Genomic DNA, 16,141 nt, shown 5'->3' on the forward strand with positions numbered 1-16,141 from the left:
GTCCTCACGTTCGTCAGTCGGTCGCGGCGACATCGTCGAGCAGCCGGGCGAAGTCGGGGCCGGTGAATTCCTCGACGGCGGCGTCGTAGCGCTGCATGGCCCAGCCCCAGAAATCGAAATCCAGGGCACTGGAGCCGTTCTGGATACAACCCCACAGGGTCCAGCCGTACTGGGACACCGTCCCCTGCAGGCGGGCGCGGGCCAGCTTGTGCCGAAGCGGACGGCCGTAATAGGCGGTGACGAGTTCTTCCAGCTGATCGAGTGAGAGCCGGCATTCACGCCAGATGTTGCCCAGCTCGAAACAGGGATCGTTGTTGCCCGAATACTCGTAGTCGATGATCCACACACGGTCGGCGTTCTCGACGAAGTTCGCGGCGAGCAGGTCGTTGTTGCACGGCACCGTCTCCGTGTCGGTGGCCCGCAGCGCCCGCCGGATGTCGTCGAACCGTTCGGCATGGTTCAGATAGTCTTCAGGCATCCGGAAGCCGTTGTCCACCAGCGTTTTCAGATATCCGGGCTGGAGGGAGAACATGTCGAAGTCATTGCAGAACCGCGGTCCGGCATGCAGTTGCCTGCAGCTGTCGGCCACTTTCGCCACCAGCCCCGGCCGCGCAAAATCTTCGTCGTGCAGCGATGCGCCGTCGATGTAGCCGATCAGCAGGATTCCGAGGTCAGGGCGGTAGTCCAGCACCGGCGCCCCCACACCTGCCCGGTGCGCTGCGACGCTGTTGTGGAACTCGGCGTCCCGGTCGATACCGAGCAGAGCCCCCGAGGCATCCGAACACCGCGCGACATACACACCGCGCGCCGTGGTGATCTTGACGTTGCGGTTGGTCAGCCCACCCGGGAGATCTTCCACCTGCCGCGACTGGCCGGACAGCACCGGAAGCTGGTCGAGCAGCGCGCCGAGCGCAGCATCGCCGAGCCGGTATGCCATCTCTCGAACATAACGACTACCGCCACGGCGTGCGTCCTAATCGAGTCCGAGCAGTTCCCGGCGCAGCAGATGCATCGCCACCGTGGTGGCGCGTTCGCGGACGTCGCTGCGGTTGCCGGGCAGCCGCAGCGTCGTGGTGAGCGGCTCACGGCCGGCCAGCGCCACGCTGAAACACACGGTGCCGACCGGCTTCTCGTCAGATCCACCGCCCGGGCCCGCGATGCCGGTGATCCCGACGGCCGTATCCGCGTCGAACCGGCGCAGCGCGCCCTGAGCCATCGCGATCGCGACCGGTTCGGACACCGCGCCGTGGGCGGCGATCAGCGCGTCGTCCACACCGAGCAACGCGACCTTGGCCTCGTTCGAGTACGACACCACGCCACCGGTCAGGTACGCCGAGGACCCGGCCCGGTCGGCGAGCCGCGCGGCCAGCATGCCGGCCGTGCAGGACTCCGCAGTGGCGATGGTGCGCCCGGTCAGCAGCGCCGCGAGTTGTTCGTCGATCAGCGCGCCGTCCTCGGAGAAGAGCTCACGCGGATAGCGGTCCCGCAGGAAGTCGATCAACGCACGGTAGGCGGCGTCGTCCTTGGGCTCGTAGCGGGTGACGATCTCCAGCTCGCCGCGGCGCAGGCAGGTGGTGATCTCGAGTCCGTTGAAGCCCGGGACGTGAGTTTCGGCTTCCCGCAAGGATTCTGCCAGTCCGGACTCGGCCAGGCCGAACATCCGGACGGTGGCCTGCCGGTACTCGGTGCGGCTCGCGATGGCCCGCTGCACGGCCGGCGCGGCGACGGCCCGCGCCCACATCGGCTGCAGTTCACGCGGCGGACCGGGCAGCACAATGACGACGGGTGCACCGTCGGCGCTGCCTTCGACGACCACACCGGGCGCGGTGCCCTCGGGCTCGAGGATGTCGGCCCCCGCGGGCACCAGCGCCTGTTTGCGGTTGGCCGCCATGACCGCGTCGAAATCCGTGGTGCCGGGTCGGCGGGACATCAGCCTGCGCAGGATCGCGGCGATCCGCGCCTCAAGGTCCGCGTCGAGCACCAGTTCACGCCCACAGAACCGGGCCACCGTGGCGACGGTCAGGTCGTCGGCGGTGGGCCCGAGGCCGCCGCTGGTGATGATGAGGTCGACGCCGTCGGAGGCGAGGAAGCGCAGCTGCGCCTCGACGTCGTCGGCACGGTCCCCGCAGATGGTGATGTGCGCCAGCTCGACGCCGAGTTCCAGCAGCCGGTCGGCGATCCACGGGCCGTTGAGATCCTGGATCCGGCCGGTCAGCACCTCGGTGCCGGTGACGACGATTCCGGCGCGCACACTCACCGGGTCAACCAGCCCTGCACCGTGCCGAGGTCGCGGGAGTACTGCTCCATGACGTCCTCCTGGTAGCGGGAGCCGCCGCTGAGGTCATCGCCCGCCCAGATCACCCGGACCCGCGCCACGCCACGCAGGTACACGTCGACGCGGTCCACTTCGCGGCGCGACCACCCGTGCTGTTCGGTGAGCTCCGCGAGCTGCTCCCGTGCGTTGCCGTCTGCTGTCGCGTCTGACATCTGTCGTCCTCCTGAACCTGGCGTGCCGCGTACCTGTCGTGCTCGCGGTCAATCCTGCCCCACGCACGTCATCAGCCGACCGGCACCACCACGGGCGCGCTGTTGTATCCGGTGACCCGGACGAAGTTGCCCTGCTCACCGGCAGCGACGACGGTGGCCCGCACGTCCACGGTGTCGCCGGGGAACACCGTCACATAGTTGTCGGTGTACTCGATGGGCAGGATCTCGTCGCCGTCGGCGGTGCCGGTGACCTCGGCCCGTTCGAAGAAGGCGACCTGCTTGCCGGGGTTGTGCAGCCGGATCGCGACGTCGCGGTCCCCGACCCGTTTCGCGCTCACCTGCAGCGGCGCCTTGGCCAGCGAATTCAACGGGGTCATGTCGGCCCAGGCGGTCTGCTTCAGCTCGAAGGCGGTGTCGTTGGCGGGATCGCCGACATCGTCGGGCTGCTGGGATTGCCAGTACACGTTCTGCGATATCACCGTGCCGCCCGCGTCGAGCAACTCGGCGCGGACGAAGAACACCCGGGAGTCCCGTACTTCGCGCGGCAGGGTCAGCACGGTGTGCGCGCCTCCGGAGGCGACGGCGACACCGTCGACGGTGCGGTCGTCGCGGACCCGGCCGGACAGATCGTAGACCCGCACGCGGGCACGGAGATCGGACACGTCGTGCGCGGTCTGGTTGACCACCTTGACGTCGGCGGTGCTGTGGTTGCCGGTGGCGTAGGAGTCGAAGACCAGTGACAGCGGGCGCAATCCGGCTTTCGCGCCGTAGTAGGCACCGCCCGGGCGCAGGTAGTAGTCGAAGATGTTGCCGAAGAACGACGGCCAGTGACTGTTGAGCATCCAGTAGATGGTCATCTTGTGGTTGGCCCACCCGTTGGCGGCGAAAGCCTCGAACTGCGCGCGCGTCGATTCATAATGCGCGAGTTGAGCTTTGCGGGTGAACTCCTCGACGCTCGCGGACGGCCCGTAGCGGCGCAGGATCGCCAGCCGAATGCTGGAAAGTTTCGCGTTGCCCGGATTGGAGCCTGCATGAAAGGACCAGGTGTCGTTGATCGGCCAGAGCTTGTCGGGCGGGATGAACTCCTTGAGGCTGGCCAGTGGCGGGATGTGTTCGTTGTCGCCCTGCTCGGCGTTGGAGCCACGGGTGGCGCCGTAGCGGCCGCTGAACCAGTAGCTCGGGGGCCGCCAGCTGTACGGACCGGCCATGTGGATGCCGTCCCATTGCGGCTTGCCGTGCTCGTCGTCGTGCCCGAACGAGGAGACGGTGTCGACAACGGCGTTCTGCCAGTGCAGGTCCCGCAGCACCGCGCGATACTGGCCGCGCAGCGGCTCCGGCGGCAGGCCGTCGGAGCCGTTGGCCCAGATGGCGACCGACGGGTGCGAGCGCAACATCAGGATCTGGGACCGCAGGCTCTCCAGGGCGACGGCCCGGTCCTCGTCATCCCACTGATCCCACTTCTCCCACTGGTTGCAGCACATCCAGCCGACCATCAGCGGGATGCCCAGTTCGTCGGCCTTTTCGATCAGCCGCTCGCCGGGGATCTTGGACTCCAGCCGCAGCAGGTTCAGGCCCAGGTCCTTGGTGTACCGGAGGATGGCGTCCTCACGGTCGGGGTCGTTGTCGAACAACAGGTCGGGGGTGTACACCGCGCCGCGCACCAGGAAGTCCCTGCCGTTGACCGTCAGGTAGAAACTGCCACCGGAACCGAGTTCGGGGAACTGCTCGTCGGTGTCGCGATGCTGGGCGATGGTCCGGATCCCGAACCGCTGGGTGCTGCTGTCGGTGACCCGGTTGTATTGGCGGAACTCCACTCTCAGGTCGTACAGGTTGGGATCGCCCATGGTGTAGGGCCACCACAGGTCGGGATGGTCCACCGTCAGCTCGGTGAACCGCGCCGGGCTGAAGGTGACTTCGCGGCGTTCGCCCGGTGACAACGTGACCGGCTGCTCGACGGTGATCTGCGGTCGGCCCGGCCTGCTGATGGTCGCCCGCAGCACGCCGTTGACCCGTCGCGCCGAGGAGTTGTGCACATTGGCATAGACCGTCAGGCGCGCGGAATCCGTTCTGGGCAGGGGTAGTTCGGTGTTGACGGTGGCGTCGCCCAGTTCGGCCGCGCCCGCGGTGCGCAGGTAGACGGGTTTGAAGATGCCGGCGTTGCGGTCCGGGATGAAGGAATTCCCGGCGGCCGGGTTCGCACCGGGCCCCTGGTAGCCGAGGTAACGCCAGTTGATCCAGTCCCACCAGCTGTCGGCGAGCTCCACACCGTCGACGTCCTGCAGGGCACGTTCCGGGATCACCTTGACCGCAAGCACATTCGGCCCGCCCCGGATCCATCGGGTGACGTCGAGGTCGTGGGCGGTGTACATACCGACGATCTGCGTGCTGTCGGCGACCAACTGCCCGTTGAGCCAGATCTCGGCGCGGTAGTTGATGCCCGGGAACTGCAGCTGATAGTTGCTGTGGCCGGCCGGCGCGTCGAAAGTGGTGCGGTACCACCAGTCCTGCTTGTAGAGATCCTGCGGGACCTTGTCCAACAGGTTCGTCCCGTAGTAGAGGTCCGGGTACGTGCCGTCCTGCTGCAGCACGTCGAGCACGGTGGCCGGCATGCGGGCCACGGAGTGCCAACCGCTGTCCTGGTAGTCGGGTGTGGAGATGGTCCGGCCGTCGGCGGCCAGGCCCGTCGCGGACACCAGTTTCCAGCCCTGCGCGAGCTCAGTGATGGTGGCCGCGGGCTCCGGCCGTGCGAAGGACGCGAAATCTCCGGCGCCGAACACCAGCACCATCAACAACAGGGCGACACTGAACAGGGCAGTACGACGCTTCGATGCCCCGATGGTGCCGCTCCCTCCGATGCGCTTGGCGCTCAGTGTGTCGGCCGCTCGGCCGACACCACATTGTGCCTGCCCGCCGCGCCGACAACCGGCCGGGTCGGCTACCTGAGGAGCACGTCACACCGTCAGAAGATGTTGTCCTTGTGGTTGACGTCGGTGACCAGTCCGCCGTCGACGACGAACTCCGAGCCGGTGGCGAACGACGACTCGTCGCTGATCAGGAACACCACGAACGCGGCAACCTCGTCGGACTGGCCGGGCCGGCCCAGCGGCGCGGTCACCATGTCGGCAGGGAAATGCTCGGTCATCGGGGTGCGGATGAAGCCGGGGTGCAGTGAGTTCACCCGGATGTTGCGCCTGCCGAGTTCCAGTGCCGCGGATTTGGCCAGGCCGCGCACCGCCCACTTGGAGGCGACGTACGGGTGCACCATCGGGGCGCCGCGCAGCCCCTCGATCGACGAGACGTTGATGATGGATCCGTTGCCCGCGGCCTTCATCGAGGCGACGACCGCCTGCATGCCGAGGAAGGTGCCCGTCAGGTTGACGTCGATGACCTTCTGCCATTCGGCCATGTCGAAATGGCCGATCTTGCCCAGCGCCACGATGCCGGCGTTGTTCACCAGTCCGGTCAGGCTGCCGAAGGCGTCGTTGGCGACGGCGACCGCGGCGTCCCACTGGTCGGCCTGGGTGACGTCGAGGTGCACATAGCGCGCCGCGTCACCGAGTTCGTCGGCCAGCGCCTGTCCCGGCTCGTCGAGAATGTCTCCGATGACGACCTTGCCGCCCTCGGCCACCAAGGCCTTGGCGTGCGCCGCGCCCATCCCCTGAGCGCCGCCGCTGATCAGTACAACCTTGCCGTCCACGCGTCCCATGGGGCGTGAGGCTACCCCATCCGGGAGGCAAAATTAGAACCTGTTCCAATTTGTCCGGCAACCGCTCATACTGCGTTAGACCAAACACCTGGAGGAGACCCGTATGGCCATTCGCGTGGCGCTCGTCGGCACCGGAAACTGTGGCCGACTGGCCCTGATCCAGCTCATCGAGGACCCCCGGTTCGACCTGGTTGCGGTGGGCACCTCGACCGAGGACAAGGTCGGCGTCGACGCGGGTGAGCTCGCCGGTATCGACGTCGTGACAGGCGTGGTCGCGACGCAGGGCATGGACGGCGCGCTCGAGGCCAAGCCGGACTGCCTGGTGTACTGCGCCATGGGCGACACCCGCCCCGTCGAGGCGACCCGCGACGTGGTGGCGGCGCTGTCGGCCGGGATCAACGTGGTCGGCTCGGCACCCGGTGGGCTGCAGTTCCCGTGGGGTGCGATGCCACAGAAAGCCATCGACCGCGTGGAGGACGCTGCGCGCACCGGCAACGCGAGCGTGTACATCACCGGCGTGGATCCCGGGTTCGCCACCGACCTGGTGCCGTTCGCGATCGCGAGCACCTGCCAGCGGATCGAACATATCAAGACCATGGAGATCGCTGACTACGCCACCTACGACGGCGCCGAGGTGATGTCGATCGTGATGGGCTTCGGCAACCCGATGGATCAGCCCGGCATGTTGTTCTATCCCGGCATCCTCAGTGCCGCCTGGGGCACCGCGATCAAGATGCTGGCCGCAGGCCTGGGCGTGGAGGTCGAGGAGATCACCGAGAGCTACGAGCTCGAGCCCGCCCCGGAGGACATCGAGGTCGCCACCGGCGTGATCGCCAAGGGCACCGTGGCCGCCATGCGTTTCGAGATCAACGGCATGGTCGGCGGCAAGCCGGTCATCGTCGTCGAGCACATCACCCGCGTGCGCGAGGACCTTCGCCCGGACTGGGCGCAGCCCGCGCAGCCCGGTGGGTCCTATCGCGTGGAGATCACCGGCGAGCCGTCCTATGTCGTGGACATCTGCCCGACGAGCAGCCGCGGCGACCACAACTACGCGGCGATCCTGGCCGCCGCGGGGCGGATCGTGAACGCGATCCCGGACGTGATTGCCGCCGCGCCGGGTATCCGGACCACCCTTGACCTGCCGCTGGGCACCGGTAAGGGGTTGTTGTCGCACGCAGTACGCAGAATGGAGTAGTGCCCGATCCGCTGGAGGAAATCCGCAGCGCTCCCACCGGTCCGTCGGTGGGCGCATTCTTCGACCTGGACGGCACCCTGGTCCGCGGATTCACCGCCACGGTGCACGCGGGGCACCGCTTCCGGCACGGTCAAGCCCGCTTCGGTGAACTGACGGGGATCATCGAGGCGTCGGTGCGGTACAAGCTCGGCCGGATGGAGTTCGAGCGGCTGCTGCAGCGCGCCGGGGGGTATCTGGCGGGCGACGAGCTGACCGAACTGGACGACCTCGGCGAGGATCTGTTCCAGCGGCGCACCATCTCCCGGCTGTTCCCGGTGATGCGCGGGGTGGTGGCGGCCCATCAGGAGTGCGGCCACACCGTCGTGATGAGTTCGTCGGCCATGACCTTGCACGCCGAACCGGTGGCCCGCCACCTCGGCATCACCCACGTGCTGTGCAATCACTTCGACACCGATGAGCACGGCAGGCTGACGGGTCGAATCGTCAAACCGATCATCTGGGGCAGGAACAAGGCGCGAGCGGTGCTGCAGTTCAGCGCCGCCCACGACATCGACCTGACGCAGAGCTTCGGCTACTCCGACGGCACCGAGGATCTGCCGGTTCTGGAGGCCGTGGGCCATCCGCGGGCGGTGAACCCGCGCCCCGGGCTGGCGGCGGCCGCCGCCGAACGGGACTGGCCGGTGCTGCGGGTCAGTGCCGGCGAAACTCGGCGCTGGGCCGCGCGTCTGCGGCGCGACGCGCATCGATGATGGCCCGCACCGTGCGCCGGCACCGTCCGCAGTCGGCGCCGGCACCACAGGCCACCGCCACCTCGTTGGTGGTGCACGCGCCGGCGTCGACCGCGTCGGCCACCGCATGGCTGGTGATCCCGTTGCACAGGCAGACGAACATCAGCGCGCGGCGCCCGGCTGCATCATGTGCTGGAACGTCCCGATGAACACCGGTGGATAGGCACCGACTCCGGCCTCGGTCAGCCAGGCCGCCGCATCGTCGGAGTCGTGCAGCCAGCGCCGTGCACTGGACTCGTCATCGACCTCCTGCAGGATCAGCGCCTCATGGGGGTCATCGAAGGCCTTGAAACTCCAGAACCGGCGCACCCCGGTGTTACGGAACGCGGGCGACGATTCGCGGACCCGTGCGCTCAGCTCGGCGATGTCGGCCACCGGGGTCACCATCGACACGATGACCGGCGGAGGGCCGCCGAGCTGGTCGCCTGCAAGGTCGATGCGGTCGAACAGTTCGCCGGCGAAGACCGCGGGCAGGTCCTGCACCCCCACCGCGTCGAACCAGTCGAAGAACACCCGGGACCGCAACAGGTCCAGGATCGGTTCGTGGGCGTGGATGACGAGGATGACCAGAACGCGCTCGGGATCGGTGGTCGAGGTGTACACCAGAACGTGGTGGGCGCCGAGGTCGGCGAGCGCGTCGGCGCGGCGTCGTAACAGCGGCCACACCTGAGCGGGGTCCGGTACCCGGTAGTCCGAGACCAGTACCAGCGAACCCGTCAGCCAGTCCGTCATGGCCGGCAGTCACCCCCCGATTCCCCCGAACACCACTGTTAATCAGACTTGCGCAAAACGGTAATGCCATTCTCACGCGCTGTCGAGGCCTGAAGCGTCAGAAAAGGCGGACAGGGGCTTGTCGTGGGTACCGCGCCGTCGCCTAAACTAGAACACGTTCCAGTCGTCCGCTCGCGATCGTCCCCAAGGAGAAGGCATGCGTACCGCCCTCTGTGACCAACTCGGCATCGACCTGCCGATCTTCGCCTTTACCCACTGCCGCGACGTCGTCGTGGCAGTCAGCAAGGCCGGCGGGTTCGGCGTGCTCGGCGCCGTCGGCTTCACCCCCGAACAGCTCGAGATCGAGCTCAACTGGATCGACGAGCACATCGGCGACCACCCGTACGGTGTGGACATCGTCATCCCCAACAAGTACGAGGGCATGGATTCCAACATGTCCGCCGACGACCTCAAGACCACACTGAATTCGCTTGTCCCCCAAGAACATCTGGACTTCGCCAAGAAGATCCTTTCCGACCACGGGGTACCGACGGACGACAGTGACAGCAACGCGCTGCAGCTGCTCGGCTGGACCGAGGCGACGGCCACCCCTCAGGTCGAGGTGGCGCTGCGGCACCCCAAGATGACGCTGATCGCCAATGCGCTGGGCACCCCGCCCAAGGACATGATCGAGCACATTCACGCCGAGGGCCGCAAGGTCGCCGCGCTCTGCGGATCGCCGTCGCAGGCCCGTAAGCACGCCGACGCCGGCGTGGACATCATCATCGCCCAGGGCGGCGAGGCCGGCGGGCACAGCGGCGAGGTCGGCTCCATCGTGCTGTGGCCGCAGGTCGTCAAGGAGGTCGCCCCGGTCCCGGTGCTGGCCGCCGGCGGGATCGGCAGCGGTCAGCAGATCGCCGCGGCCCTCGCCCTCGGCGCGCAGGGGGCGTGGACCGGCTCGCAGTGGGTGATGGTCGAGGAGTCCGAGAACACCCCCGTGCAGCACGCGGTCTACGCCAAGGCCGGCAGCCGCGACACCGTCCGCAGCCGGTCCTTCACGGGCAAGCCCGCCCGCATGCTGCGCAACGACTGGACCGAGGCGTGGGAAAACCCGGAGAACCCGCAGCCACTCGGCATGCCGCTGCAGTACATGGTGTCCGGCATGGCCGTGGCCGCCACGCACAAGTACCCGAACGAGACCGTCGACGTCGCGTTCAACCCGATCGGCCAGGTGGTCGGCCAGTTCACCAAGGTGGAGAAGACCTCCGCCGTCATCGAGCGCTGGGTTCAGGAATATCTCGAGGCGACGAGCACGCTGAACGAGATCAACGAGGCAGCTTCCGTCTAGCTGCCCGCCGAGACAATCCCCGGGTCGCTTCGCTCCCGCCCGCCGAGACAATCCCCCGGGTCGCTTCGCTCCTGCCCGCCGAGACAATCCCCCGGGTCGCTTCGCTCCTGCCCGCCGAAACCCGCGAATCCCGCCGGCCTCCGTTCTCCCGGACCGGCGGGATTCGTGCGTTTCGGGTCGTCGCACCCGTCGTTTTCTGCGTGAGGGTCGCGACGGCGCCGAGATCGCGACCCTCACGTCGAAAACGCGATCGGCTCTTCCCACGCGACGCGCTATGTATGATGCTCTACATAATCGTCCGGAAGGATTCGCCGTCATGGCCAGCCCGCGTGACCGCATGATCGTCTCCGCCGCACTGCTCATCCGCGAACGGGGCGCACATTCGACGGCCATCTCCGACGTTCTCGAACACAGCGGCGCGCCCCGCGGCTCGGCTTACCACCACTTCCCCGGTGGCCGCACCCAACTGCTCTGCGAGGCCGTCGACTTCGCCGCCGAGCACATCGCGCGCCGGATCTCCGCTGCGGCCACCGCGGTGGACGCGCTGGATATCGTCGTCGAGGGATTTCGAGACCAATTGCACGACAGCAAGTTCCGCGCAGGCTGCCCGGTGGTGGCCGTGGCCGTCGAGGCCGACAACACCGAGGTCCTCGCCCGCGCCGCCGCCGCGTTCGACAAGTGGATCGGCCTGATCGAGGGCCTGTTGCGCTCCGACGGTGTCGCCCCCGACCGCGCGGCCGAACTCGCGATGCTCGCCACTACCTCCATCGAAGGCGCCGTCCTGGTGGCCCGCACGACCGGCGAGATGACCGCACTGGATCTCGTCCACCGGCAGTTACGCGCCCTCGTGGCTGCCGCCTCAGGCGAACGAAAGGCCCGACCATGACCGAGACCACCGAATGGCATCCGAGCGCATGCATTCTCTGCGAATGCAATTGCGGCATCATGGTGCAACTGGAAGGCCGCACGCTGGCCAAGATCCGCGGCGACAAATCCCACCCTGCATCGCAGGGATACACGTGCAACAAGGCGCTGCGCCTCGACCACTATCAGAACAACCGGACCCGGCTGACCTCGCCGATGCGCCGCCGACGCGACGGTACGTACGAGGAGATCGACTGGGAGACAGCGATAGCCGAGATCGCCGAGGGGTTCGCCCGGATCCGGGACACCGTCGGTGGGGACAAGATCTTCTATTACGGCGGCGGCGGACAGGGCAACCACCTGGGCGGCGCCTACAGCGGGGCCTTTCTCAAGGCACTCGGCGCCCGATACCGGTCGAATGCCTTGGCGCAGGAGAAGACCGGCGAATTCTGGGTGGACAGCCAACTCTACGGAGGCCACACCCGCGGCGAGTTCGAACATGCCGAGGTGTCGGTGTTCGTCGGGAAGAACCCGTGGATGTCGCAGAGCTTTCCCCGGGCCCGCACCGTCCTGCAAGACATCGCGAAGGATCCCGGCCGTTCGATGATCGTGATCGACCCTGTGATCACCGATACCGCCAAACTCGCCGACTTCCACCTGCGGGTGCGCCCGGGCACCGACGCGTGGTGCCTGGCCGCCATGTCAGCCGTCCTGGTCCAGGAAAACCTCTGCGACGAAACATTTCTGGCCGAACACGTGACGGGTGCCGAGCCGGTGCGCCGGGCGCTCGCCGCGGTGGACGTCGACGATTATGCGGCACGCTGCGGGGTGGACGGCGACCTGCTGCGGGCCGCGTCCCGACGGATCGCCGCCGCGTCGAGTGTGTCGGTGTTCGAAGATCTCGGCATCCAGCAGGCGCCCAACAGCACGCTGTGCTCCTATCTCAACAAGATGCTGTGGATCCTCACCGGGAACTTCGCCAAACGCGGTGGGCAGCATCTGCATTCGACCTTCGCCCCACTGTTCGGCACCGGCGGGGTCGGGCGTACCCCGGTCACCGGAGCGCCGATCATCGCCGGGCTGGTGCCGTCGAACGTGGTGGCCCAGGAGATCCTCACCGATCACCCCGACCGGTTCCGGGCGATGATCGTCGAGAGCAGCAACCCGGCACATTCGGTCGCCGACTCGTCCGCGGTGCGCGAGGCGTTGTCCGCGCTGGAGCTGCTGGTCGTGGTCGACGTCGCGATGACCGAGACCGCGCGGCTGGCGCACTACGTGTTGCCCGCGGCCAGCCAGTTCGAGAAGGCCGAGGCGACGTTCTTCAATCTGGAGTTCCCGCACAACACCTTTCACCTTCGCCACCCCCTGCTGGAACCGGCGGCAGGCACCCTGCCCGAGCCGGAGATCTGGGCCCGCCTGGTGCGCGCACTCGGCGTTGTCGACGACGCCGAACTGGAACCGCTACGCCGGGCGGCGGCCGACGGGCTGGAGGCCTACACCCAGGCGTTCTTCGCCGCGGTCGGGGCGAACCCGGGGTTGGGCCGGGTGCTGCCCTACGTCCTCTACGAAACCCTCGGACCGACCTTGCCCGACGGATTGGCCGGCGCCGCCGGACTGTGGGGGCTGGCGCAGAAGGCGGCGCTGACCTACCCGGAGGCGGTGCGCCGCGCCGGGCACGCGGACGGCAACGCCCTGTTCACCGCGATCCTTTCCAGCCCGTCCGGGGTGACCTTCACCGAACACGAGTACGCCGACGACTGGGCGCTGATCGGTCACGCCGACCACCGGATCGCGTTGACCATCCCGGAGCTGCTCGACGATCTGGCGGGGTTGGCGGCACGGCCGTCGGAGCTGACGAGTGCCGAATTCCCCATCGTGCTCTCTGCCGGCGAACGCCGCGCCTTCACCGCCAACGACATCATCCGGGATCCGAGCTGGCGCAAGCGTGACGTCGACGGGGCGCTGCGGGTGAGCATGCACGACGCGCAGGCTCTTGGGCTGCTCGACGGCGGCCGCGCCACCATCACCACCTCGGCGGGTCGCGCGGAAGCGTCGGTGGAGATCAGCGATGCGATGCTGCCCGGGCATGCGTCCCTGCCCAACGGGTACGGGCTGGACTTCGTCGGGGCCGACGGTGCTGCGGTGGTCCCGGGTGTGGCGCCGAATGCGCTGACGTCGACCGACTGGCACGATGCCTACGCCGGCACGCCGTGGCACAAACACGTACCCGCGCGGATTGCCCCCGTGGAACCGCTCAGGGCGTAGCGGGATCCGCCGGTGCCGGTGCCGGGGCCGCGTCGCCGGGCGTATGAGGCGTGTTCGGGCCAGCCGCCTGCACCGGGTTCGGGGTATCCATGCCGCGTTGCGCGATGCCGAGCACCAGGGCTTCCTTGCCGCTGATCTCCTGGCTCTGCACGGCGCGCCACAGATCCTTGAGATAGCTGACGCGTGGGGACTCGGCGCCGGCCATCACGCTCGGATCCATCGTCGAGCCCGGCGGCAGCGCGTCGGGACTGGCCAAGTGCGGCACACCGTCGGCGTATGCCGGCGCGGTGTCCGACGCGGGCACCTCAGGGGCGGCCGCATCGGGGTCGGCTGCGGCGGGCGCGGCCAGCACGAGGGCGGCAACCGCCCCTGTGAGTGCGGTCAGTATCTGCGTTCTGACATCGATCGCCATCGATGCCCCCTTCCCCACGGCCATGACGTGACTGATCTATGGGTAGTTCTCTGCGGGCACCGAAATTGTTACACCTGTGCCGTCTGGGGCGGAGGGGATTGAGCTGAGAATCCGGTTCTGTCAGGGGGTGCCACCTTCTCGGAGTCCGAGACACCGGGCCGTTACGTGGTGTGCAATGCGAACAGGGGGACCATTTCACACCGTCGCCATGGGAGTGCATCGATGCCGAGCCCGAACCTGCCTGCCGGATTTGATTTCACCGATCCCGACATCTACGCCGAGCGCCTGCCGGTGGACGAACTCGCCCAGATGCGGAAGGTGGCACCGATCTGGTGGAACGAACAACCGCTCGACAAGGGCGGGTTCGGTGACGGCGGTTTCTGGGTGGTGACCAAACACAAGGACGTCAAGGAGGTCTCGCGACGCAGCGACGTCTTCTCCAGCCTGGAGAAGACCGCGCTACCGCGCTACGCAGACGGCACCGTGCAGGCCCAGATCGATTCCGGCAAGTTCGTGCTGCTCAACATGGACGCGCCGCACCACACCCATCTGCGCAAGATCGTCTCGCGGGCGTTCACGCCGCGGGCCGTCGAACAGCTGCGTGTTGACCTCGCCGAGCGGGCCCGCCAGATCGTGGCCGCGGCCGCCGCCGAGGGCCGCGGTGACTTCGTCGAGCAGGTGTCCTGCGAGCTCCCCCTGCAGGCCATCGCGGGCCTGATGGGGGTGCCGCAGGAGGACCGGATGAAGCTGTTCCACTGGTCCAATCAGATGGTCGGCGACCAGGATCCCGAGTTCGCGAACAACGACGCCATCAGCGCCTCGGTGGAGCTCATCACCTACGGCATGCAGATGGCAGCCGAGAAATCCGCCAACCCCACCGACGACCTGGTCACCAAACTGGTGCAGGCCGACGTCGAGGGCCACAAGCTCTCCGATGACGAGTTCGGATTCTTCGTCATCCTGCTCGCTGTCGCGGGCAACGAGACCACCCGCAACTCGATCACCCAGGGGATGATGGCGTTCACCGATTTCCCCGATCAGTGGGAGTTGTTCAAGCGCGACCGGCCCGGCACCGCCGCGGACGAGATCGTGCGCTGGGCGACCCCGGTCACGTCGTTCCAGCGCACCGCACTCGAAGACACCGAGCTGGCAGGCGTGCCGATCAAGAAGGGCCAGCGGGTCGTGATGTTCTACCGCTCAGCCAACTTCGACGAGGACGTCTTCGACGATCCGTACAGCTTCAACGTCCTGCGCGACCCCAACCCGCACGTGGGGTTCGGCGGTAACGGCGCCCACTTCTGTATCGGCGCCAACCTGGCCCGGATGACGATCGACCTGATGTTCAACGCCATCGCCGACGCGATGCCCGACCTGACCTCGCTGGCCGAACCCGAACGGCTGCGCTCGGGTTGGCTCAACGGCATCAAGCACTGGCAGGTCGACTATTCGGGGTCGTCCAGGGCGGCGGTGTAGTCGGCAACCCGGCGCAGATCGGCGGGTTCGGTCGTGGACAGGAACTCGTCGAGCAGGTCGACGACGGCCTCGGGCGCCTCGACCGGAGGGAAATGCCCGACGTTGGGTAGGACCTCGAGTCGGCAATCCGGGCGGGCCTGCAACGCCGAGTAGGCGTGGTCGACCGGAATGATGTCGTCGTCCTCGCCCCAGATGGCCAGGACGGGCAGCTCTTCCCGCAGGTTCAGCCGGTTCAGCGCACTCACCGACTGACCCCGGTAGTCGACGACCGAGCGCAGGGTGCGGATAAAGGCCTCGCGCGTGGCGCGGTCGGCGAACGACGAATACGCGTTCCAGATCTCCGCGCCACGGGGCGAACGCAAGCCCATCGAACTGAGCCACGACTTCGCCGCGTTTCCGGCCCGTAGGACGGGTGCGGGCGCGATCACCGGCATCACGAACTCCGCTCCCGGCGCGGCGAGCAGGCGCAGGATCCATCCCACGTCCGGGCCCAGGCCACCGCTGCTGATCAGGGCCAGCCGGCGGCAGTACTCGGGATGCTGATAGAGGAACTGCATCGCCACCCCGCCGCCCAGCGAGTGACCGACCACCGTCACCGAGGACACGCCGAGTTCGTCGAGCAGATCCCGCAGGCCCACCGCGAACGCACCCAGGGAATAGTCGGTGCGCGGTTTCCCGGACTGGCCGTGGCCCAGCAGGTCCGGCGCGATCACCCGGTACTTCTTCGCCAGCTGCGGCAGCACCGCCCGCCAGCTGTGTGCACTGCCCGCCATGCCATGGATCAGCAGCAGGACTTCGTCGCCCTCGCCGGCGTCCAACACGGCCTGCCGCACGCCGTGGATCTCGATGATCTTCGGTTCGATCACTGGAACTCCCCCTGTCCGCCCCGAGC

The 16,141-nt window shown here is 67.7% G+C and carries 15 protein-coding genes; 6 read left to right on the forward strand and 9 right to left on the reverse strand.

What is annotated here, in order from left to right:
• Window positions 1-13: 13 nt before the first annotated feature.
• The 5 genes from AC1DY7_RS26795 to AC1DY7_RS26815 form a co-directional block, all read right to left on the reverse strand.
• On the reverse strand, window positions 14-937 hold the full coding sequence (locus tag AC1DY7_RS26795) for a choline/ethanolamine kinase family protein (RefSeq protein ID WP_477496786.1): 924 nt from the start codon (window positions 935-937) through the stop codon (window positions 14-16).
• Window positions 938-973: 36 nt separating this feature from the next.
• Window positions 974-2,257 (reverse strand): competence/damage-inducible protein A, encoded by a 1,284-nt coding sequence (locus AC1DY7_RS26800; RefSeq protein WP_477496787.1) that lies wholly within the window; start codon window positions 2,255-2,257, stop codon window positions 974-976.
• On the reverse strand, window positions 2,254-2,487 hold the full coding sequence (locus AC1DY7_RS26805; RefSeq protein WP_477496788.1) for a hypothetical protein: 234 nt from the start codon (window positions 2,485-2,487) through the stop codon (window positions 2,254-2,256). The genes AC1DY7_RS26800 and AC1DY7_RS26805 overlap by 4 nt, the downstream gene beginning before the upstream one ends.
• A gap of 71 nt (window positions 2,488-2,558) precedes the next feature.
• Window positions 2,559-5,273 carry a glycosyl hydrolase 2 galactose-binding domain-containing protein gene (locus AC1DY7_RS26810; protein WP_477496852.1) on the reverse strand — a complete coding sequence of 905 codons (2,715 nt, stop codon included), beginning with the start codon at window positions 5,271-5,273 and terminating at the stop codon, window positions 2,559-2,561.
• A gap of 173 nt (window positions 5,274-5,446) precedes the next feature.
• On the reverse strand, window positions 5,447-6,193 hold the full coding sequence (locus tag AC1DY7_RS26815; protein WP_477496789.1) for a glucose 1-dehydrogenase: 747 nt from the start codon (window positions 6,191-6,193) through the stop codon (window positions 5,447-5,449).
• Window positions 6,194-6,296: 103 nt separating this feature from the next.
• Between AC1DY7_RS26815 and AC1DY7_RS26820 the strand changes: the two genes are divergently transcribed.
• Window positions 6,297-7,388, forward strand: a complete 1,092-nt coding sequence (locus tag AC1DY7_RS26820; protein WP_477496790.1) for an NAD(P)H-dependent amine dehydrogenase family protein — start codon at window positions 6,297-6,299, stop codon at window positions 7,386-7,388.
• The gene (locus AC1DY7_RS26825; RefSeq protein WP_477496791.1) at window positions 7,388-8,137 is read left to right on the forward strand and encodes an HAD family hydrolase; all 750 of its coding nucleotides are present in this window, start codon (window positions 7,388-7,390) and stop codon (window positions 8,135-8,137) included. The genes AC1DY7_RS26820 and AC1DY7_RS26825 overlap by 1 nt, the downstream gene beginning before the upstream one ends.
• On the opposite strand, the gene AC1DY7_RS26830 is transcribed toward AC1DY7_RS26825, so the two are convergent.
• Window positions 8,079-8,279 (reverse strand): (2Fe-2S)-binding protein, encoded by a 201-nt coding sequence (locus tag AC1DY7_RS26830; protein WP_477496792.1) that lies wholly within the window; start codon window positions 8,277-8,279, stop codon window positions 8,079-8,081. The genes AC1DY7_RS26825 and AC1DY7_RS26830 overlap by 59 nt on opposite strands.
• Complete coding sequence (locus AC1DY7_RS26835; RefSeq protein WP_477496793.1) at window positions 8,279-8,908, reverse strand: fatty-acid--CoA ligase; 630 nt, start codon at window positions 8,906-8,908, stop codon at window positions 8,279-8,281. The genes AC1DY7_RS26830 and AC1DY7_RS26835 overlap by 1 nt, the downstream gene beginning before the upstream one ends.
• Before the next feature lie 196 nt (window positions 8,909-9,104).
• Here AC1DY7_RS26835 and AC1DY7_RS26840 point away from each other — a divergent pair, with 196 nt between their 5' ends.
• The 3 genes from AC1DY7_RS26840 to AC1DY7_RS26850 all read left to right on the forward strand — a co-directional run bounded on the left by AC1DY7_RS26840 (window position 9,105) and on the right by AC1DY7_RS26850 (window position 13,364).
• Window positions 9,105-10,235 (forward strand): nitronate monooxygenase, encoded by a 1,131-nt coding sequence (locus tag AC1DY7_RS26840; protein WP_477496794.1) that lies wholly within the window; start codon window positions 9,105-9,107, stop codon window positions 10,233-10,235.
• A 316-nt stretch (window positions 10,236-10,551) separates the two neighbouring features.
• Window positions 10,552-11,121, forward strand: a complete 570-nt coding sequence (locus AC1DY7_RS26845) for a TetR/AcrR family transcriptional regulator (RefSeq protein WP_477496795.1) — start codon at window positions 10,552-10,554, stop codon at window positions 11,119-11,121.
• Complete coding sequence (locus tag AC1DY7_RS26850; RefSeq protein ID WP_477496796.1) at window positions 11,118-13,364, forward strand: molybdopterin-dependent oxidoreductase; 2,247 nt, start codon at window positions 11,118-11,120, stop codon at window positions 13,362-13,364. The genes AC1DY7_RS26845 and AC1DY7_RS26850 overlap by 4 nt, the downstream gene beginning before the upstream one ends.
• Here the strand turns inward: AC1DY7_RS26850 and AC1DY7_RS26855 are convergent.
• Window positions 13,354-13,776, reverse strand: coding sequence for a hypothetical protein (locus AC1DY7_RS26855; protein ID WP_477496797.1), 423 nt, complete (start codon window positions 13,774-13,776; stop codon window positions 13,354-13,356). The genes AC1DY7_RS26850 and AC1DY7_RS26855 overlap by 11 nt on opposite strands.
• Before the next feature lie 222 nt (window positions 13,777-13,998).
• Here AC1DY7_RS26855 and AC1DY7_RS26860 point away from each other — a divergent pair, with 222 nt between their 5' ends.
• Entirely contained in the window at window positions 13,999-15,249 is a 1,251-nt protein-coding gene (locus tag AC1DY7_RS26860; RefSeq protein ID WP_477496798.1) for a cytochrome P450, read from the forward strand.
• Here the strand turns inward: AC1DY7_RS26860 and AC1DY7_RS26865 are convergent.
• Entirely contained in the window at window positions 15,219-16,115 is an 897-nt protein-coding gene (locus AC1DY7_RS26865; protein ID WP_477496799.1) for an alpha/beta fold hydrolase, read from the reverse strand. The genes AC1DY7_RS26860 and AC1DY7_RS26865 overlap by 31 nt on opposite strands.
• Between the last annotated feature and the right edge of the window lie 26 nt (window positions 16,116-16,141).

Source organism: Mycobacterium sp. P2_H7 (assembly GCF_056403275.1).